At 65.1% G+C, this 14,236-nt stretch carries 14 protein-coding genes; 4 read left to right on the top strand and 10 right to left on the bottom strand.

Going from position 1 to position 14,236, the window contains the following annotated elements:
* Positions 1-18: 18 nt before the first annotated feature.
* Entirely contained in the window at positions 19-1,131 is a 1,113-nt protein-coding gene (locus tag AWC19_RS20675; protein ID WP_014711242.1) for a Rossmann-fold NAD(P)-binding domain-containing protein, read from the bottom strand.
* Positions 1,132-1,344: 213 nt separating this feature from the next.
* On the opposite strand from AWC19_RS20675, the gene AWC19_RS20670 reads away from it, so the two are divergent.
* Both AWC19_RS20670 and AWC19_RS20665 read left to right on the top strand, forming a co-directional pair.
* Positions 1,345-1,809, top strand: a complete 465-nt coding sequence (locus AWC19_RS20670) for an SRPBCC family protein (RefSeq protein ID WP_085079849.1) — start codon at positions 1,345-1,347, stop codon at positions 1,807-1,809.
* The gene (locus AWC19_RS20665) at positions 1,806-2,591 is read left to right on the top strand and encodes an SDR family NAD(P)-dependent oxidoreductase (RefSeq protein WP_014711240.1); all 786 of its coding nucleotides are present in this window, start codon (positions 1,806-1,808) and stop codon (positions 2,589-2,591) included. Before AWC19_RS20670 ends, AWC19_RS20665 begins: the two co-directional genes overlap by 4 nt.
* Before the next feature lie 25 nt (positions 2,592-2,616).
* Here the strand turns inward: AWC19_RS20665 and AWC19_RS20660 are convergent, their stop codons facing one another.
* Positions 2,617-3,945, bottom strand: a complete 1,329-nt coding sequence (locus AWC19_RS20660; RefSeq protein WP_014711239.1) for an NAD(P)-binding protein — start codon at positions 3,943-3,945, stop codon at positions 2,617-2,619.
* A gap of 32 nt (positions 3,946-3,977) precedes the next feature.
* Between AWC19_RS20660 and AWC19_RS20655 the strand changes: the two genes are divergently transcribed.
* Positions 3,978-4,604: a TetR/AcrR family transcriptional regulator gene (locus tag AWC19_RS20655; protein WP_193375017.1), complete on the top strand. Its 627-nt coding sequence runs from the start codon at positions 3,978-3,980 to the stop codon at positions 4,602-4,604.
* Here AWC19_RS20655 and AWC19_RS20650 read toward each other — a convergent pair.
* The 4 genes from AWC19_RS20650 to AWC19_RS20635 all read right to left on the bottom strand — a co-directional run bounded on the left by AWC19_RS20650 (position 4,597) and on the right by AWC19_RS20635 (position 8,526).
* A complete protein-coding gene (locus AWC19_RS20650) occupies positions 4,597-5,430 on the bottom strand; it encodes a mycofactocin-coupled SDR family oxidoreductase (protein WP_014711237.1) in 834 nt (277 codons plus the stop codon). The two genes, AWC19_RS20655 and AWC19_RS20650, sit on opposite strands and share 8 nt — an antisense overlap.
* Before the next feature lie 53 nt (positions 5,431-5,483).
* Positions 5,484-6,677, bottom strand: coding sequence for a cytochrome P450 (locus AWC19_RS20645; protein ID WP_014711236.1), 1,194 nt, complete (start codon positions 6,675-6,677; stop codon positions 5,484-5,486).
* Positions 6,678-6,820: 143 nt separating this feature from the next.
* Positions 6,821-7,933, bottom strand: a complete 1,113-nt coding sequence (locus AWC19_RS20640; protein WP_014711235.1) for a homogentisate 1,2-dioxygenase — start codon at positions 7,931-7,933, stop codon at positions 6,821-6,823.
* A 35-nt stretch (positions 7,934-7,968) separates the two neighbouring features.
* Positions 7,969-8,526, bottom strand: a complete 558-nt coding sequence (locus AWC19_RS20635; protein WP_041297807.1) for a MarR family winged helix-turn-helix transcriptional regulator — start codon at positions 8,524-8,526, stop codon at positions 7,969-7,971.
* Positions 8,527-8,637: 111 nt separating this feature from the next.
* Between AWC19_RS20635 and AWC19_RS20630 the strand changes: the two genes are divergently transcribed.
* Positions 8,638-9,753, top strand: coding sequence for a CaiB/BaiF CoA transferase family protein (locus AWC19_RS20630; RefSeq protein ID WP_085079848.1), 1,116 nt, complete (start codon positions 8,638-8,640; stop codon positions 9,751-9,753).
* Positions 9,754-9,763: 10 nt separating this feature from the next.
* On the opposite strand, the gene AWC19_RS20625 is transcribed toward AWC19_RS20630, so the two are convergent.
* From AWC19_RS20625 to AWC19_RS20610, 4 genes are all read right to left on the bottom strand, one after another.
* The gene (locus tag AWC19_RS20625; protein ID WP_255348942.1) at positions 9,764-9,952 is read right to left on the bottom strand and encodes a ferredoxin; all 189 of its coding nucleotides are present in this window, start codon (positions 9,950-9,952) and stop codon (positions 9,764-9,766) included.
* A gap of 22 nt (positions 9,953-9,974) precedes the next feature.
* Entirely contained in the window at positions 9,975-11,534 is a 1,560-nt protein-coding gene (locus tag AWC19_RS20620; RefSeq protein ID WP_085079846.1) for an aldehyde dehydrogenase family protein, read from the bottom strand.
* Positions 11,535-11,682: 148 nt separating this feature from the next.
* Positions 11,683-12,570 (bottom strand): HTD2 family dehydratase, encoded by an 888-nt coding sequence (locus tag AWC19_RS20615; RefSeq protein WP_245849185.1) that lies wholly within the window; start codon positions 12,568-12,570, stop codon positions 11,683-11,685.
* Between the two features lie 43 nt (positions 12,571-12,613).
* Entirely contained in the window at positions 12,614-14,230 is a 1,617-nt protein-coding gene (locus AWC19_RS20610; protein ID WP_085079844.1) for an FAD-dependent oxidoreductase, read from the bottom strand.
* Positions 14,231-14,236: the final 6 nt, after the last annotated feature.

Here is a 14,236-nt window from a genome sequence, read left to right as displayed (position 1 = left end):
GGTTCCTCCTGCAAGAAATCAGCGGCCGTCCTGGTCACGGCCAACGGCAACGGTCTTCGGATGGGGCATCGGGTGACGCACGTCCGGCGCCTCGTCCGGGGCCTGGTCTCGCACCCAACTGACGGCCTGCATGTAGGCCTCGATCAGTCGGTCCTCGGCCGGGTAATCGAACCTCGCCGGATACAGCGGGTAGTCCTCGCTGGTGACCGGGTGCGCCTCGAGCCACTCTACGGCCTCCACCATCGCGTCGCGAGCGGATATGACCTCGCGGTAGCCCAGCTCGCGCTTCGCCTTATTGGTGTCCAGCAGGATGTGCGGCCGCCCGGTCGGCGGCAACAGCTCGATCAGCGCCGAACCCGCGAGTTCGCCGGGAATGCCGACGAATTCAAGCTCACCGGCCATGATCTGAGCGATCGCCTCGGCCCACTGACGCACGGTGTATTGGTCGTCGTCGCCGGCGTTGTAGGCCTGGCCGTTGGCGACGTCGGGGTTGTCGACGGCGCCGAGCACGACCTCGGCGGCGTTACGCCCAGCGGCCCGGGAGATGATCCATAAACCGTTGTCGGGCAGGATCATTCGGGTCCTGCCGTCACGGATACGGCGCATCACCGACCATTCCCAGGGCACCAGGTTGCGTGGGCCGTAGATCGCGGGGTACCGGATCACCGTGCCGCGGAACGCGCCGGACGCCGCCCGATCCAGGACGGCGCGCTCGGCCGACCGGATCAGCTTGGCGAAACGCGGCACCGGTTCGGTGCCGTCGGCCAGCGGGCCATCCTCACGCGCGTTGAGCGCCATGCCGTAGGGCGTGACGGTTTCGGGCTGCAGACAACCGCGGTAGGCCGGCACCCCGCCGATGCTGATCAGCTGCCCGCACCGTCCGGCGAACACCTCCGCGATCGCAGCGACTCGCCCGTACATCGCCAGCACGATGTCGAAGGACTGGTCGCCCACCGCCTCGGTGATCGATTCGGCGAAGTGTGGGTCGGCGTGGATGTGCGGAACGTCCGGCAGGTCGGCCGGCTCGTGCACGCCGCGGTGCAGCATGGTCACGTCGTGACCCCGTTGCAGAAGTCCCTGCAGCACCGGGACGCCGGTTGCGCCGCTCCCGCCGATGACGAGCGCTTTCATACTCCATCCGCCTATCTACCGAACCAAACGGCAATTGGTTCTCTATACAACCACATGCCCGGCCGCCTTGGCCACCGCCTGCCCTGATGAGGGTGCGGTCGGGCCATCTGGCGGCTCGGCGCTGCTATAGCGTCGGCATTAGGCGTAGCCCGGTCGACCGCAGCTATGATTGAATTTTAAATCAACCAATGTTTGGTTTGAGCGGAGGGTTGCATGAGCCTTGCCTACGTCAGCACCATCATCGAAAGCGACGTCGACACCGTGTGGTCGGTGATCGGCGACTTCCACGGGTTGCCCGCCTGGGTCACGATGGTTCGGTCCAGCACGCCCGAGAACGGTGCCGGACCGGGCGCGGTGGGTTCGGTGCGCAACCTCACGCTGGAGCCCGGCGGCGGCACCGCCCGCGAACGGCTGGTGCGCTATGACGCACCCGCCCGCAGCTATTCCTACGACTTCGCCGAAGAGATACCTTTTCCGGTGTCTACCTACCGCGGCACCATCCGCGTGCTGCCAGTGACCGACTCGAACACCACATTTCTCGAGTGGTACGGCGAGTTCGACTGCGAGCCAGCTGCTCTCGAGACGATGACCGCGACCTTCCGGGCGATCTACTCGCAATTCATCGAAGATCTGCGCCAACACCTCAAAGGCCGCGATTTGAGCGTCCACCAAGCATGAGCGGCGAGCTCGACGGCCGGGTCGCGCTTGTCACCGGCGCCGCGTCCGGGATCGGCGCGGCCAGCGCGCAGGCGCTGGCCGAGGCGGGAGCGGCAATCGCGGTCACCGACATCAACATCGACTCCGCCGAAGCCGTTGCCGCAGCGATCGAGCGAACGGGTGGGCGGGCCCTCGCGCTGCGGCTCGATGTGGCCGACGAAGAACACTGGGCCGCCGCGATGCCGGTCGTGCGCGCCCGGTTGGGGCCCGTCACGGTCTTGCACAGCAACGCCGCCGATGTCTCGATCTTCGACCGCGACAACGACTTACTCACGTTGGAGGTCGCGACGTGGGACCGCGCATTCGCCGTTGCGGCCCGCGGATCGATGCTCAGTGCCAAACACACCCTGCCGGACATGATCGAAGCCGGCCGGGGCAGCATCATCTACACCTCGTCGGTCAAAGGGCGCTCGGGCTCCACCCGCCAGGTCGCGTACTCGTCGGCGAAGGGCGCCATTGAGTCACTGACGCGCATCATCGCGACGACATACGGTCCGTCAGGTGTGCGTTGCAATGCGATCGCGCCGGGCGTGGTCGATACGCCGGCTGCGCGCGCGAACGTCTCTGACGAACTGCGCCGGCTGATCATCGAGGGCCAGGTAGTGGGTCGGCTCGCCGAACCGGCGGATATCGCCCGCGTCGCGGTCTTCCTTGCCTCCGACGCCTCCGCGATGATCACGGGTCAGGTTCTTGTTGTCGACGGCGGGATGACCGGACACATTCCGGCGCTGTCGTCACGGTGACACGACCGGCCACTGGGTGCCGGAGTCAGGCGCGGGTGACGCTTTGCGCCGAGGGCGACATCGCGGCCCGGATTCGCTCGGTCACCAAGCGTGCGGATTGCACGCAGCCGCTCTGGCCTGCCGTGGCCCACTCACGCACGCCGTCCCCGACGTTGAAAAGGTTTGCAATCGGGGTCGTTTGCGGCAGATCGCGGCCGGCGATGGCTCGCTGTGCGGGCCAGTCCTCCCCTGCGCAAATCTCGACCGACAAGATGCGGGCGGAGCCGAAGCCCGGGAAGTGTTCGTGCAGATCCGCTTTCAGCAACGCGACCTCGTGGTCGACGTCGAAATCGCCGGTCGCGGGGTGCGGCGTGGAGGCCGCCGCGTACAGGTTCCATCCTGCGGGCGCCATCTCCGGACATGTCGCGGTGAGATTGGCGGCGTAGGCCAGCCGGCGGGTAGGGCCGAAGAACACCAGGCCGGTGACCGAGCCCAACGGCTGCTCGCTGGCGAAATTCACGGTGATCAGGGTGCTCGGATTCGACTGTGCCCGAACATGTTCGCCGTAACCACCGGGCAGGTTGGCGTCGCCGCACATGCGTACCGTCGCAACCGGTCCGGCGTTGCTGACCACCACGCGGGCGCTGACGTGGACCGTCCCGTCGGGCCGGCGGATCGTGGCACCGTCGACCCGACCCGAATCGTCGAATGTCAACGCGACGGCCTGGCTGTTAAGCCAGAGCGTGCCGCCGCTGTGCTCGAAGTGATCTGCCAGCTGCCGCCACGGTCCGATGCTGCCCTCCGGATGCATGGCATAAGTGTCGAGCGCCTTGGGCTTGGTGAGGTAGTCGAAGAATACGGCTGCCTCGACATCGCTGGGTTCGGCGGCGAACATCGCGCTGGTGAGGTTGCGAACCAACCCATGGACGAACGCCCCGGCCCGCATGCGGGACAGCCACTGCGCGGTGCTGATACCGCGTTGCGGACGCATCCGTGGCGCGCGGCGAGCGACGGCGCCGACCAGCGCGAGCAGCGCGCGAAAAATCAGGCCCGTCAGCCCGCTCATCATCGGCACATTCCAGCGGCCCAGCCGCAGCACCAGGGGCCGTTTGGGCGTCCGCGCGTTGATGGTGAGGCCGAGATCCTTGAACAGCTTGGCGTTTTCACCACCGAGCTCGATGATCAAGGCACCGGTGTTGACCCGGAATCCGTCGACATCAATGGTGGAAGCCCGCCCGCCGACACGGTCGTATCTTTCCACCAGCAGGGTCGTGAAGCCGCTGGCGTTCAGCCGGGCCGCGGCGGCCATTCCGCCGGCCCCGGCGCCGATCACTATCGCGTCGTAGGTCGCCAGGCTCTCTGCGTGATTGGTCATCACTGCCTCCCGCACGTCGTAAAGTTGCTGGGATGACTCAACCTGGCGCTCGCCGCGGACCCGGCCGTCCGTTGGGCGCCGACGGAGCCGAAACCCGGCTCAAGATTCTGCACAGTGCCCGAGATGTGTTCAGCACCATAGGATTCGACCGTGCCAGCCTTCGACAGATCGCCGAGGAAGCCGGCTTCACCCGCAACGCAATCGCCAACTATTACCCGAGCAAGATCGAGTTGTACCGGGCCGCTTTGGCATCCGTGCATGAGGTGGTGATCTCGGAGATCCTCGGCCCGGCGCTCTGCCAGACCGGTTCGATCGACCGCCGGATCGTGGCGGTCTTCGACCGTGCGGTGGCGACCATCCGGATTGACCAGACCTTCGTGCGCTTCTTCGTCACGTCGACGGCCGACGCGATCCATCACCCGGACCTGCGGGACCAGGCCATGCAGCCTCTGGTCGCGGTACGCGAGCACTTTGCTGCGGCACTGGCAGCGGCGCAACGCGACGGCGAAGTCGACGCCGACATCGACACCGAAGCCACCACGCAGGTCCTGGTCGACCTGCTGTGGGGACTTGCCGTCGACGCCGGTTTTTACTCTGACCAACACCGGACCCGTCGAACACTGGAGGCGCTCGAGCGGATCGTCGTGGCACTCACTTGATGGAGGCACCGGCGTCGATCGGCAGCGACACCCCCGTGATGTAGCGAGCTTCATCGCTGGCCAAGAACAGCACCGCATTGGTGACGTCGATACTTTCGATCCACGGAATGGCCAGTGCGTTCATCTCGGTAGCCGGTACCGCGAACTTCTCCCGGGTGGGATTCGGGTCATCGGGGAGGAACACGCGGTATGTCGGCTCATTCTGGATCATGTCAGTGTCGACATTGGTCGGGTGGACGCTGTTGACCCGAATGTTGAACGGCGCCAACTCAAGTGCCAGTGTCTTCATCAGCCCAACGACGCCGTGCTTGGCCGAGACATAGTGCGCTAGTCCGGGTTGGGCGATCAGGCCGGCGATGCTACTGGTCAGCACGATGGATCCACCGTTTCCGGCAGCGATCATGTGTGGAATGGCCGCCTTGGTGGTCCGCCACGATCCGCTGAGATTGATGTCGATCATCTCTGTCCAGGTCTGCTCCGTCAGTTCAAATGATGGACCGATAGAGAGGATGCCGGCGTTGGCGGACACGATGTCCAGACGGCCGAGTTCGCTCACCCCCTCGCTGACTGCCGCTGTCAATGCCTCGCCGTCGCGAACGTCGACCTGGCGAGCGACCACGCGTCGGCCTCGAGCTTTGATTTCGCGCGCGGTCTCGTCCAGATCGGCAGGAGTGGCCAACGGGTAGGGCGCAGACTCAACCTGGGCGGCGATGTCGAGCGCGATGATGTCGGCGCCCTCGTCGGCCAACCGCAGGGCGTGGCTGCGCCCCTGCCCGCGAGCGGCGCCGGTGATCAGTGCGACCTTGCCCTCGACGCGTCCGGTCATAGGGTTCTCCTCGTTGAAAGATGTTGTGGGAAAAAGGGATCGACAGCGAGTGTCTAGACCTTGTCGAAAATCAGCGGAACACGGTCCGGGTAGTTGGCGATTCCGGGCACCCACTTCAGGTCGGCCGAGTCTGCGTCCAGCCGGAAGTTGGTGACGCGGGCGAGCAATTCCTCGAACGCGATGGCGATTTCCACCCGGGCCAGGTGCATGCCGATGCAACGGTGGATTCCGAGGCCGAAACCGGCGTTGCCACCGCGGGGCGGATCGAACTGCAACTGGTCGGCATTGGGGAACTTGGCGTCGTCACGGTTGGCCGAATCGAACCGGATGAGCAGGCGCTCGCCCTTTTTGACCGGGCACCCGGCGATCTCGGTGTCCTTCATGACGGTGCGGCCGAACGTCCCCACCGGCGACGTCAGGCGGATGAACTCGTCCATGTCGTTGCGCACCCAACGGGGGTCTCGGACCCGTTGCTCGAGTTCGGGATTGAGCGCCATGTACATCGCGATGGCGCCGATCGCAGACCGGGTGGTGTCCAGCCCACCGAGGAACAACACCGAGATCGCACCGAGTGCCTGCTCGTTGGTCAACCGCTCGCCATTGATAGTCCCGGTCGCCAGCGCCCGCAGGATGCCGTCTTCTTCCGGCGGATTCTCGATCGCCGCAAACAAGTACTCCGCCGAAAGCATCCCGAGGTTCATGAACGACTCCTCGGTGCCGTCCTCGGTGACCCGGTACACGATCTCTTTTGCGCGTTCCATCTTGGACATGTCGTTCTCGTTGAACACCATCCGCGCCAAGATGCGGGAGACGAACGGGCTCGCAAACTCGCTGAGCAACTCGACCTTGCCGTTTTCGATGAATCCGTCAATCAGCTCATTGGCGGTTTTGCGCATCTCGTCGGCGTATGTCAGCGCGAACTTGCGGGTCAGGTATGGGCTGAGCAGCGCGCGGAAGCCGGTGTGCTCGGGCGGGTCGGAATCCAGCGGACCCAACCGCACCGGCGCGGGTGCCGGCGATCCGCCCACCGAGGAGAACGTCTCTGGATCCTCGAGCACTCGCCGGACATCTTCGTAGCGCGTGATCATCCACATCGGCCCGGTGAGCTCGGTCTCGGTTCGCACCACCGGACAGTGCTGCCGCGCGTAGGCGAACGCGTCGTACTTCCACTCGACGTGGTCGCGATCGAACGGATCGTAAGACTCCAGCAGCGCGGCGAGGTCGCGGTCAGTACGTGCAGAGGTCATCGCATAGCTCCCCAAAGGTCGACAGCTTCGTCACTACCGTCACCGTGGTCAAACACTGTTCGGTATTAATTGGCCACGATGCCATATGTCTTGCGTCACGTCTAGGCCAGGGGTGTGACGTGGCTCGTCAAGACGGCGAGAGGTCAGCCCTGCAGCACGGGGTCGAGCTTCAGTGGGCGCGAGGCCTCGACCATGATGATTTCCCACTCGATGCGCGGGTGCTGCTCCCACTCCCGCCGGGACTTGATCCGGGCCCGATCAGGGAAGCCGTGGTGGATGCCCTGCGGATCGTGACTGACCAGGCCGGCCTTCAACGGTCGACCGAGAGACTTGCCGCCGTGAATAAGCGCGATCTCGTCATAATCGGCGTTGCGGTGGAACCACGGGATGCGTTCGACACCCTGGACCGACTCGAACGGTCGTGGCAGCAGATTGATGATGTTGATGCCCTCTGCCACAAGGAAGCAATGCATCGACGGCGGGAGGTGCAGGCTGTCGGACATGATCACGTTCCAGTCGCGAATGTTGAATGCGAATGGGAAGTAGTCGCCCTTCCACCCCTCTACATCGCACGGGTGAGAGGCGGCGTAGATCGATGAATATTCGCCGTCGTACTTGACCCCGATCTCGTACTCATGCTGGTCGGATGTCACCGGCACCGGTTCGGGTACGCGCACGACATCTGGGTCGAATGGAGCGTGCCGGCCCAGGCCGACGTACGTCGGCGCCCGCAACTCGCCGACTGTTTCGATGCCGAACAGCGTGGTCTCACCGGGATCGACCACCCAACGATGGGTGACGGCCTTCGGGAGCACGACGTAGTCGCCCTGCTCGTAGCTGATCGGCCCGAATTCGGTCTCGACTGTCCCCGCGCCGCGGTGCACGAACCAGCATTCGTCGCCGTCGACGTTGCGCCGGTAGAAAGGCATCGGTTCGGACCGCCGGGATAGCCAGATCGTCGCGTCGGCGTTGTAGTACAGCCGCTGCGCTGCGCCCCGGGCGTCGGTGAGGTCGTCGGTCTTGATATCGGTCAATACCGCCGAGGTGGACTTGAAGCGGCCTTCGGTGCGAAAGACCGTCGGGTCGTTGGAGCGATACAGAACCGCTTCACGTCCGTCGAAGCCATGCCGGGTCAGTTCGTCGTCTTTGAGCAACGTCCCGTTTGAACTCGAGTCCGGCAGGTCGCGATGAGCCTGCCGGCTTGTCTTGCCCTTGCTGTGCTGGATCAGGGTTCGCATGTTCATGCCCTGCAGCATACGAATATGTCAAGGTTTTAACAATCGACATTTGGTTAGGGGGTCCGCCGATCCGCGACGGTGGCCAAAAGGCGGCTGAGCAAGCGCTGTTCGGACGCATCCAGGACCGAGAGCCACTGCCGCTCGCGGTCGGCCTGTTCGCGGATCGCATCGCGTAGCTCCGTCCGTCCTCGCTCGGTCAACTTCAGCCGGACCAGCCGCCGATCGTGGGTGTCTCTGGCGCGGTTCACCAGGCCGTCGCGCTCCAAAGGGTTCAGCGCACTCGAGATCGCTGCGCGCGATCCGCCCGACAGCCGGGCCACGTCGCGTTGCTCAACAGTGCCGAACACCCACAGCACGTTCATGATCCGAAAGCCCGCCCACGTCCACCCACGCCGCCGGTGCAAGACCTCGAAGTCCTGCGAGATTCGGGTGTGCAGCCGAGAGAGGTTGAACACCAACTCCGCGTGCTCGGAAGCGTCGGCACCGACCGCGCCTTCCGCACGCAATCGCTGCGTGAGCAGCGCTCGATACGCCTCGACGCTCGTCGGGTTGCTCGCGTGGGACTGCGCTCGGCTGCCCCGGGGATCGTCCGACTTCGTCCCAGGTCTCATCGGCGCGAACCTACGCGCCGTCGTCCGACCACACAACCAAACTTTGTTTGATACTTTGATGGCGTGACAGGCGATTCCCCGATTTCGACCGAAGCTCCCCCGCTGAGCGGAGTGCGGGTCCTCGACCTCAGCGCGCTCGGGCCGGGCCCGTTCTGTTCCATGCTGCTCGCGGACTTCGGCGCTGATGTCGTCACCGTCGAACGACCGGGCGTCCCGCTCCCCTTCGATCCGGCCGCGAATCTGTCCCGGGGCAAGCGCTCAGCGGCCATCGACCTGCGCGCGCCCCGCGGTGCCGAGGTGATCGCCCGACTTGCCGACCACGCCGACGTGCTGCTGGAGAGCAACCGTCCCGGCACCATGGAGCGGCGCGGGCTGGGCCCGGACGTACTGTGCGGGCGAAACCCCCGGCTGATCTATGCGAGGTTGACCGGATGGGGCCAGGATGGGCCATACAGCGACCGGGCCGGGCACGACATCAACTACACGGCGGTAGCCGGCAACCTCGGCACCATCGGCTCCGAAAAGCCTGTCACCCCCCTGGCCTACGTAGGTGACCTGGCAGGCGGGTCGCTGGTCACCGCCCTCGGAATCATGATGGCGCTCTTCGAACGGACCCGCACCGGCAAAGGGCAGGTGATCGACGGCGCCATCGTCGACGGCGCAGCCCTGCTTGCCGCGATCCACCTCGCTGAACTGAATAGCGGGCTGTGGTCCGGTCGCGGCAAGCACCTGTTGTCCGGCGGGGCGCCGTTCTACGGCGTTTACGAATGCGAAGACGGCCGATTTTTCGCCGTTGGCGCGATCGAACCCAAGTTCTACGCGCAATTCTTATCCGCGCTGGGCATCGAGGACATCGCCTTAGCCGCTCAACTGGATCCGACCGGCTGGGCGCAGCTACGGGAGCGGATCGCCGAGGCGTTCCGGTCCAAAGCCCGCTCGCACTGGTCGGCGGTGTTCGCTGACATCGATGGCTGCGGCGCGCCGGTGCTGGAACTGGACGAGTTGGCCGACGACCCCCACTTGCGGGCCCGCAACACGATCCTGGCAAGCGACGACGGGACAGTCACCGTGGCACCGGCGCCGCGGCTATCCCGCACCCCGGCACGCCTGCGACCGGCACCGGCCAGCCGGGGCGCCGACACGTCAGCGGTGCTCGGCGAGGCCGGCTTCACCGCAGACGAGATCCGCGAGCTGCAGGCGGACGGCACCATCACCACGACGGCTTGAAGACCAACACTCAGTCCGACAGCCGGATCGCATTCTCAGGGCAGCTGAAGACCGCTTCGTCGACGTCGGGCGATGACCCGGCCTCGTCGTCCAATACCTTGCCGAAGCCGTCGTCGTCCATGTCGAAATGGGTCGGGGCGATCAGCACGCAGCGACCATGACCCTGACATTTGCCGCTATCGATCGTTATTCGTGACACACCTATCTCCGCTCCTCAGAAATCATTTCGGTCCGCGCAGCCCAAGCCGACGACGCCAGTCGTGCGCTCCGGTGAGCCGGATCAGCCGCTTCTGCAGGCGACTCATCCGAGGCACGTAGGGATACCAGTGCGGCTCGGACTTGAGCCGGAACCGCTCGGAGACAATCGCCTGTTGCCGGCAGAATTTCAGCATTCCCGCGGCTCCCCCGTTGCGACCACCGACGCCAGAGGACTTCCAGCCGACCATCGGCAACGGGATCAGCATGGTGGCCGTCAGCGCGCTGTTGATGTTGACCGCGCCGGTCTCGAGTCGGCGCGCCACCCAGTCAGCGCGTTGCTCGTCGGCAGTCCAGACACTGGCCGCCAGCCCGTACGGCGAGTCATTGGCGAGGCGGATCGCCTCCTCATCGTCCTTGACCTTCATGACCGGCAGCGTCGGACCGAACGTCTCCTCGCGCATGCACAGCATCGAGTGATCGACCCCGGTCAGCACGGTCGGTTCGAAGAACAGACCCTGGTCTTTACGCCGGCCGCCGGTAACCGCGACCGCCCCGCGTTCGACGGCGTCGCCGACGTGGCGCTCGACGATCTGCACCTGGCGTTCGTTGGCCATCGCACCGATCTCGGTGGTGTAGCTGCCGTCGGGATCCATGCCTTGCCGCAGGGCTCGGACCTTGGCCACCAGCTTGTTGACGAACTCGTCGTAAACCCGCTCCTGGACGTAGATTCGCTCGACGGACACGCAGATCTGGCCCGAATTCCACAGGCCGCCCCAGACTGCGCCGCTGGTCGCGCGGTCGATGTCAGCGTCGTCCAAGACGATCATGGCGTCTTTGCCGCCCAACTCCACGCTGTGCGGGATGAGGCGTTCGCCGGCACGAGCGGCGATCTTTCGCCCGGTCGCGATCGATCCGGTGAACTGGATCATGTCGACTTCGTCGAGCACCGCGGTTCCGGCGGCTCCACCACCGGTGACACACGCGATCACAGGGGGAGCGCCGAGTTCCTCGATCCAGCCGCGAGTGACCTCTGACCAGGTCAACGGTGTCACCTCGGACGGCTTGAAGAGCACCGCGGCCCCGGCCATCAGTGCCGGGATGCCGTCGACGATCGGAGTCGCCAGCGGACCATTCCACGGAGTGATGATGCCAACGAGTGGGTGCGGCCGGATGAACACCCGAAGGTTCTTCGTCAACGACACCGGGCCGTCACGCTTCACCGCCCGATCCGCGAGGAAGTCGGCCGCGTGCTTGGTGAAGTAGTTGATCGTGTCGATGGCCACCGCGATCTCCATCGCCGCATCGCCCCACGACTTGCCGGTTTCCTCCTGCATGATGCCGACCAGCCGGTCTTCGTTGTCCAATATCCAGTCGAGGAATCGGAGCAGATGCTTCTTGCGGCCGTGCGGCCCGAGCTCCTCCCACGCCGGCTGGGCGGCGCGCAGCCGGGCGGCCACCTCGTGCACCTCGGCTGCCGACATCTCGGGAACGCTGCCGACGATTCGTCCATCCGCCGGACAGCGCACCACGATCCGGGCCGCTGCCGTGTCCGGATCCCCGACCTGTCGTGCGGTTGCCGTCATCGTGGACTGTCCTTTCCTCGCGAAACCGTCGCGCGCAGCACCATCACCGGCTCCGAAGAATACCTAACGCTGTTTGGTGGCTGATGGCCAGCATGACATATGTCGCGCGCAACGTCGAGAGCGTCGGAACGCAGAATGCCGAGCAACTTCAGCGCAATTCAATGTCAACGGTGGCGCGGTCGCGGCCGTCGTCGCCAGTCGCCGACAGGGCGACAGACGTGCTGTCCGACGCCAACCGCTTCAGCTGCGCGGATTGCCCGCAGAACAGCGGCGCGACATTCCGGTGGCGCACGCGGTGCACACCGGCGTCCGGCGTTTCCAACCGCACGATTTCGGCAAGCGCTAACGTCACGAGCGGCCCGTGCACCACCAGCCCCGGATATCCCTCGACACGGGTCGCGTACGGCCAGTCGTAGTGAATGCGATGGGCATTGGCGGTTGCGGCGCTGAATCGCATCAGCAACGACGGATCCGTTTCGAACTCCCACTCCCACTCGCCGGTGCGCCGCAGTGGCGACGGTGTCGGAGGGCTGATCGCGGCGTCAGCGGGATCGGAACCACCGGAGGTCTGCGACGCCGCCTCCCGGAAGATCAGGTTCTGACGCTCAACGACGGCCAGGTCGGAATGGTCGTTGTACAAGTGCGTCGTCACCCGCACGATGACCAGACTGCCGGACCGGCCGGTCTTCTCCTCAACGCCATCCACCCACGACTCGCGTCGTATGACGCGACCGACGGTGAGCGCAGCGTGCAATTCGATCTCACCACCGGCGAACATCCGCCGTGGCAAGTCGATCGGCGGCAGGAACCTACCGCGTCGAGGATGGCCGTCGGACGACAGCGCAGAGGATGAACACCACTGCGGTAGCGCGACCCAGTGCCAGAGCGGCGGCAAGTCGTCACCCGGTAACGGGGCCGGGTTGCTGTCGTCGAAGAGGGCCGACAGGGCCGCCACACGACCAGCGTCCACGACCACGTCCTCGCTGACGGTGTGCGGCTCCCATCGCGGGTCAATCAATAATGCACTATGGCTCATGAACTTTCGCTACTTCTGTCGAGGCGGTGATCTGCAAGCCAAATTAACAGGCCGCGTCGCTGGAGTTGGCGGCGCTGAGCAGTTCGGCAATGTCAACAAATTTCACGCGTGGCCGCGAAGTTTCGCGTCCCCGTTCGCGTTCGGCGGCGTCGATGGCACGCCAACCCTGCCAGTCGACGGGCTCGGCCCCTCGTTCCGCGAGCAGATCGGCCATGGCGTCCCGGTCTGCGACCTCACGGTCCAGCAAGCCCGAATCGTAGTCCTCCCAAAGCTTTTGGACCGTCTGCTCGGCACAGCTCCGATTGGTCCCGATCACGCCGCGCGGACCACGCTTGATCCATCCTGTGACATATACGCCGGGGACGTGCTGGCCGTCCTCGCGAAGTACTCTGCCATGTTCGTTGGATACCACGCCGTTGGCGTCGTCGAAGGGCACACCGTCGATCGGCACACCCCGCTGTCCGATCGAGCGCAGGATCAGGCGGCTCTCGATCACTTCGGTATCCCCGCCTGCATGCACCACGCGAAGACTCTCGGCATGCTCTTCGCCACCCACTTCCACGGGTGAGACCATGAAACGGAACATGATTCGCTTGTTCTGCGGCTGCGTCGGCCGTTGAGTGAACTCCCGCGCGATCTCCAGCTTCATGCGTGTCTCGACGTCGTCGTCGTCGTGCGCATCCAGTTCGTCGCTGTCAACGATGACATCGACCCCCGGCAGATGGCTCAGCGCCAGGAACTCGCCGACCGAGAAGGCGGCCTCCCTGAGCCCTCGGCGCGCCAAGATGACCACTTCTTCAATTGCGCTGTCCGACAACTTATCCAACGCATGCTGCGCAATGTCGGTCTTCGCGAGATCCTCCGGGGCCATCAGCAAGATCCGGGCCACGTCCAGTGCGACATTGCCGTTGCCGATAATCACCGCCCGCTCTGCAGACAGGTCGAACGTGGTGTCAGCGTGGTCGGGGTGCCCGTTGTACCAGCCGACGAAGTCCGCGGCGGCATAACTTCCGGGCAGCTTCTCGCCCGGGATACCGAGGTCGCGGCCCTTCGGTGCCCCCACCGCGTAGATCACGGCGTGATGGTGCGCCAGTAGATCTTCGTGCGTGATCGTCTTGCCGACCTCGACGTTGAAGTGGCACTCGAAGCGCGGGCTCGCGAACGCGGGATCGAAGAGCTTGACCACCGCCTTGGTGTGCTGATGATCCGGCGCCACTCCCGTGCGCACGAGACCGAACGGCGTCGCAAGCCGATCGAACATATTCACTTCCACGCCGGCGACGCGGGTCAGCTCCGCTGCGGCGTAACAGGCTGCCGGTCCTGCGCCGACGATCGCCACCCGTAATGAGCCCTGCTCCACGGCGGGGTGATCAGTACCGGCTCGCTGCGAATTCATCGCCAAGGGATGGTGTTCGAAGTAGCTCGAGTTGATGCCTTTGAACCGCTCCAGCTCAGGCGGCAGCTCCTCCTCGTAGTAGATCGCGTCGACGGGACACGCGTCGACGCACGCGCCGCAGTCGATGCACGTGACCGGGTCGATGTAAAGCATCTCGGTACCGGTGATTTCACCCGTCGCTCCCACCGGCCTGATGCAGTCCACCGGGCACACCGGCACGCAACTGGCGTCCTTGCAGCAACTCTGGGTGATGACGTAAGTCATTGCGGA

This window comes from Mycobacterium palustre, assembly GCF_002101785.1.
GTDB classification, from domain to species: Bacteria; Actinomycetota; Actinomycetes; order Mycobacteriales; family Mycobacteriaceae; genus Mycobacterium; species Mycobacterium palustre.
This window is presented reverse-complemented; position numbering and strand designations above follow the sequence as displayed.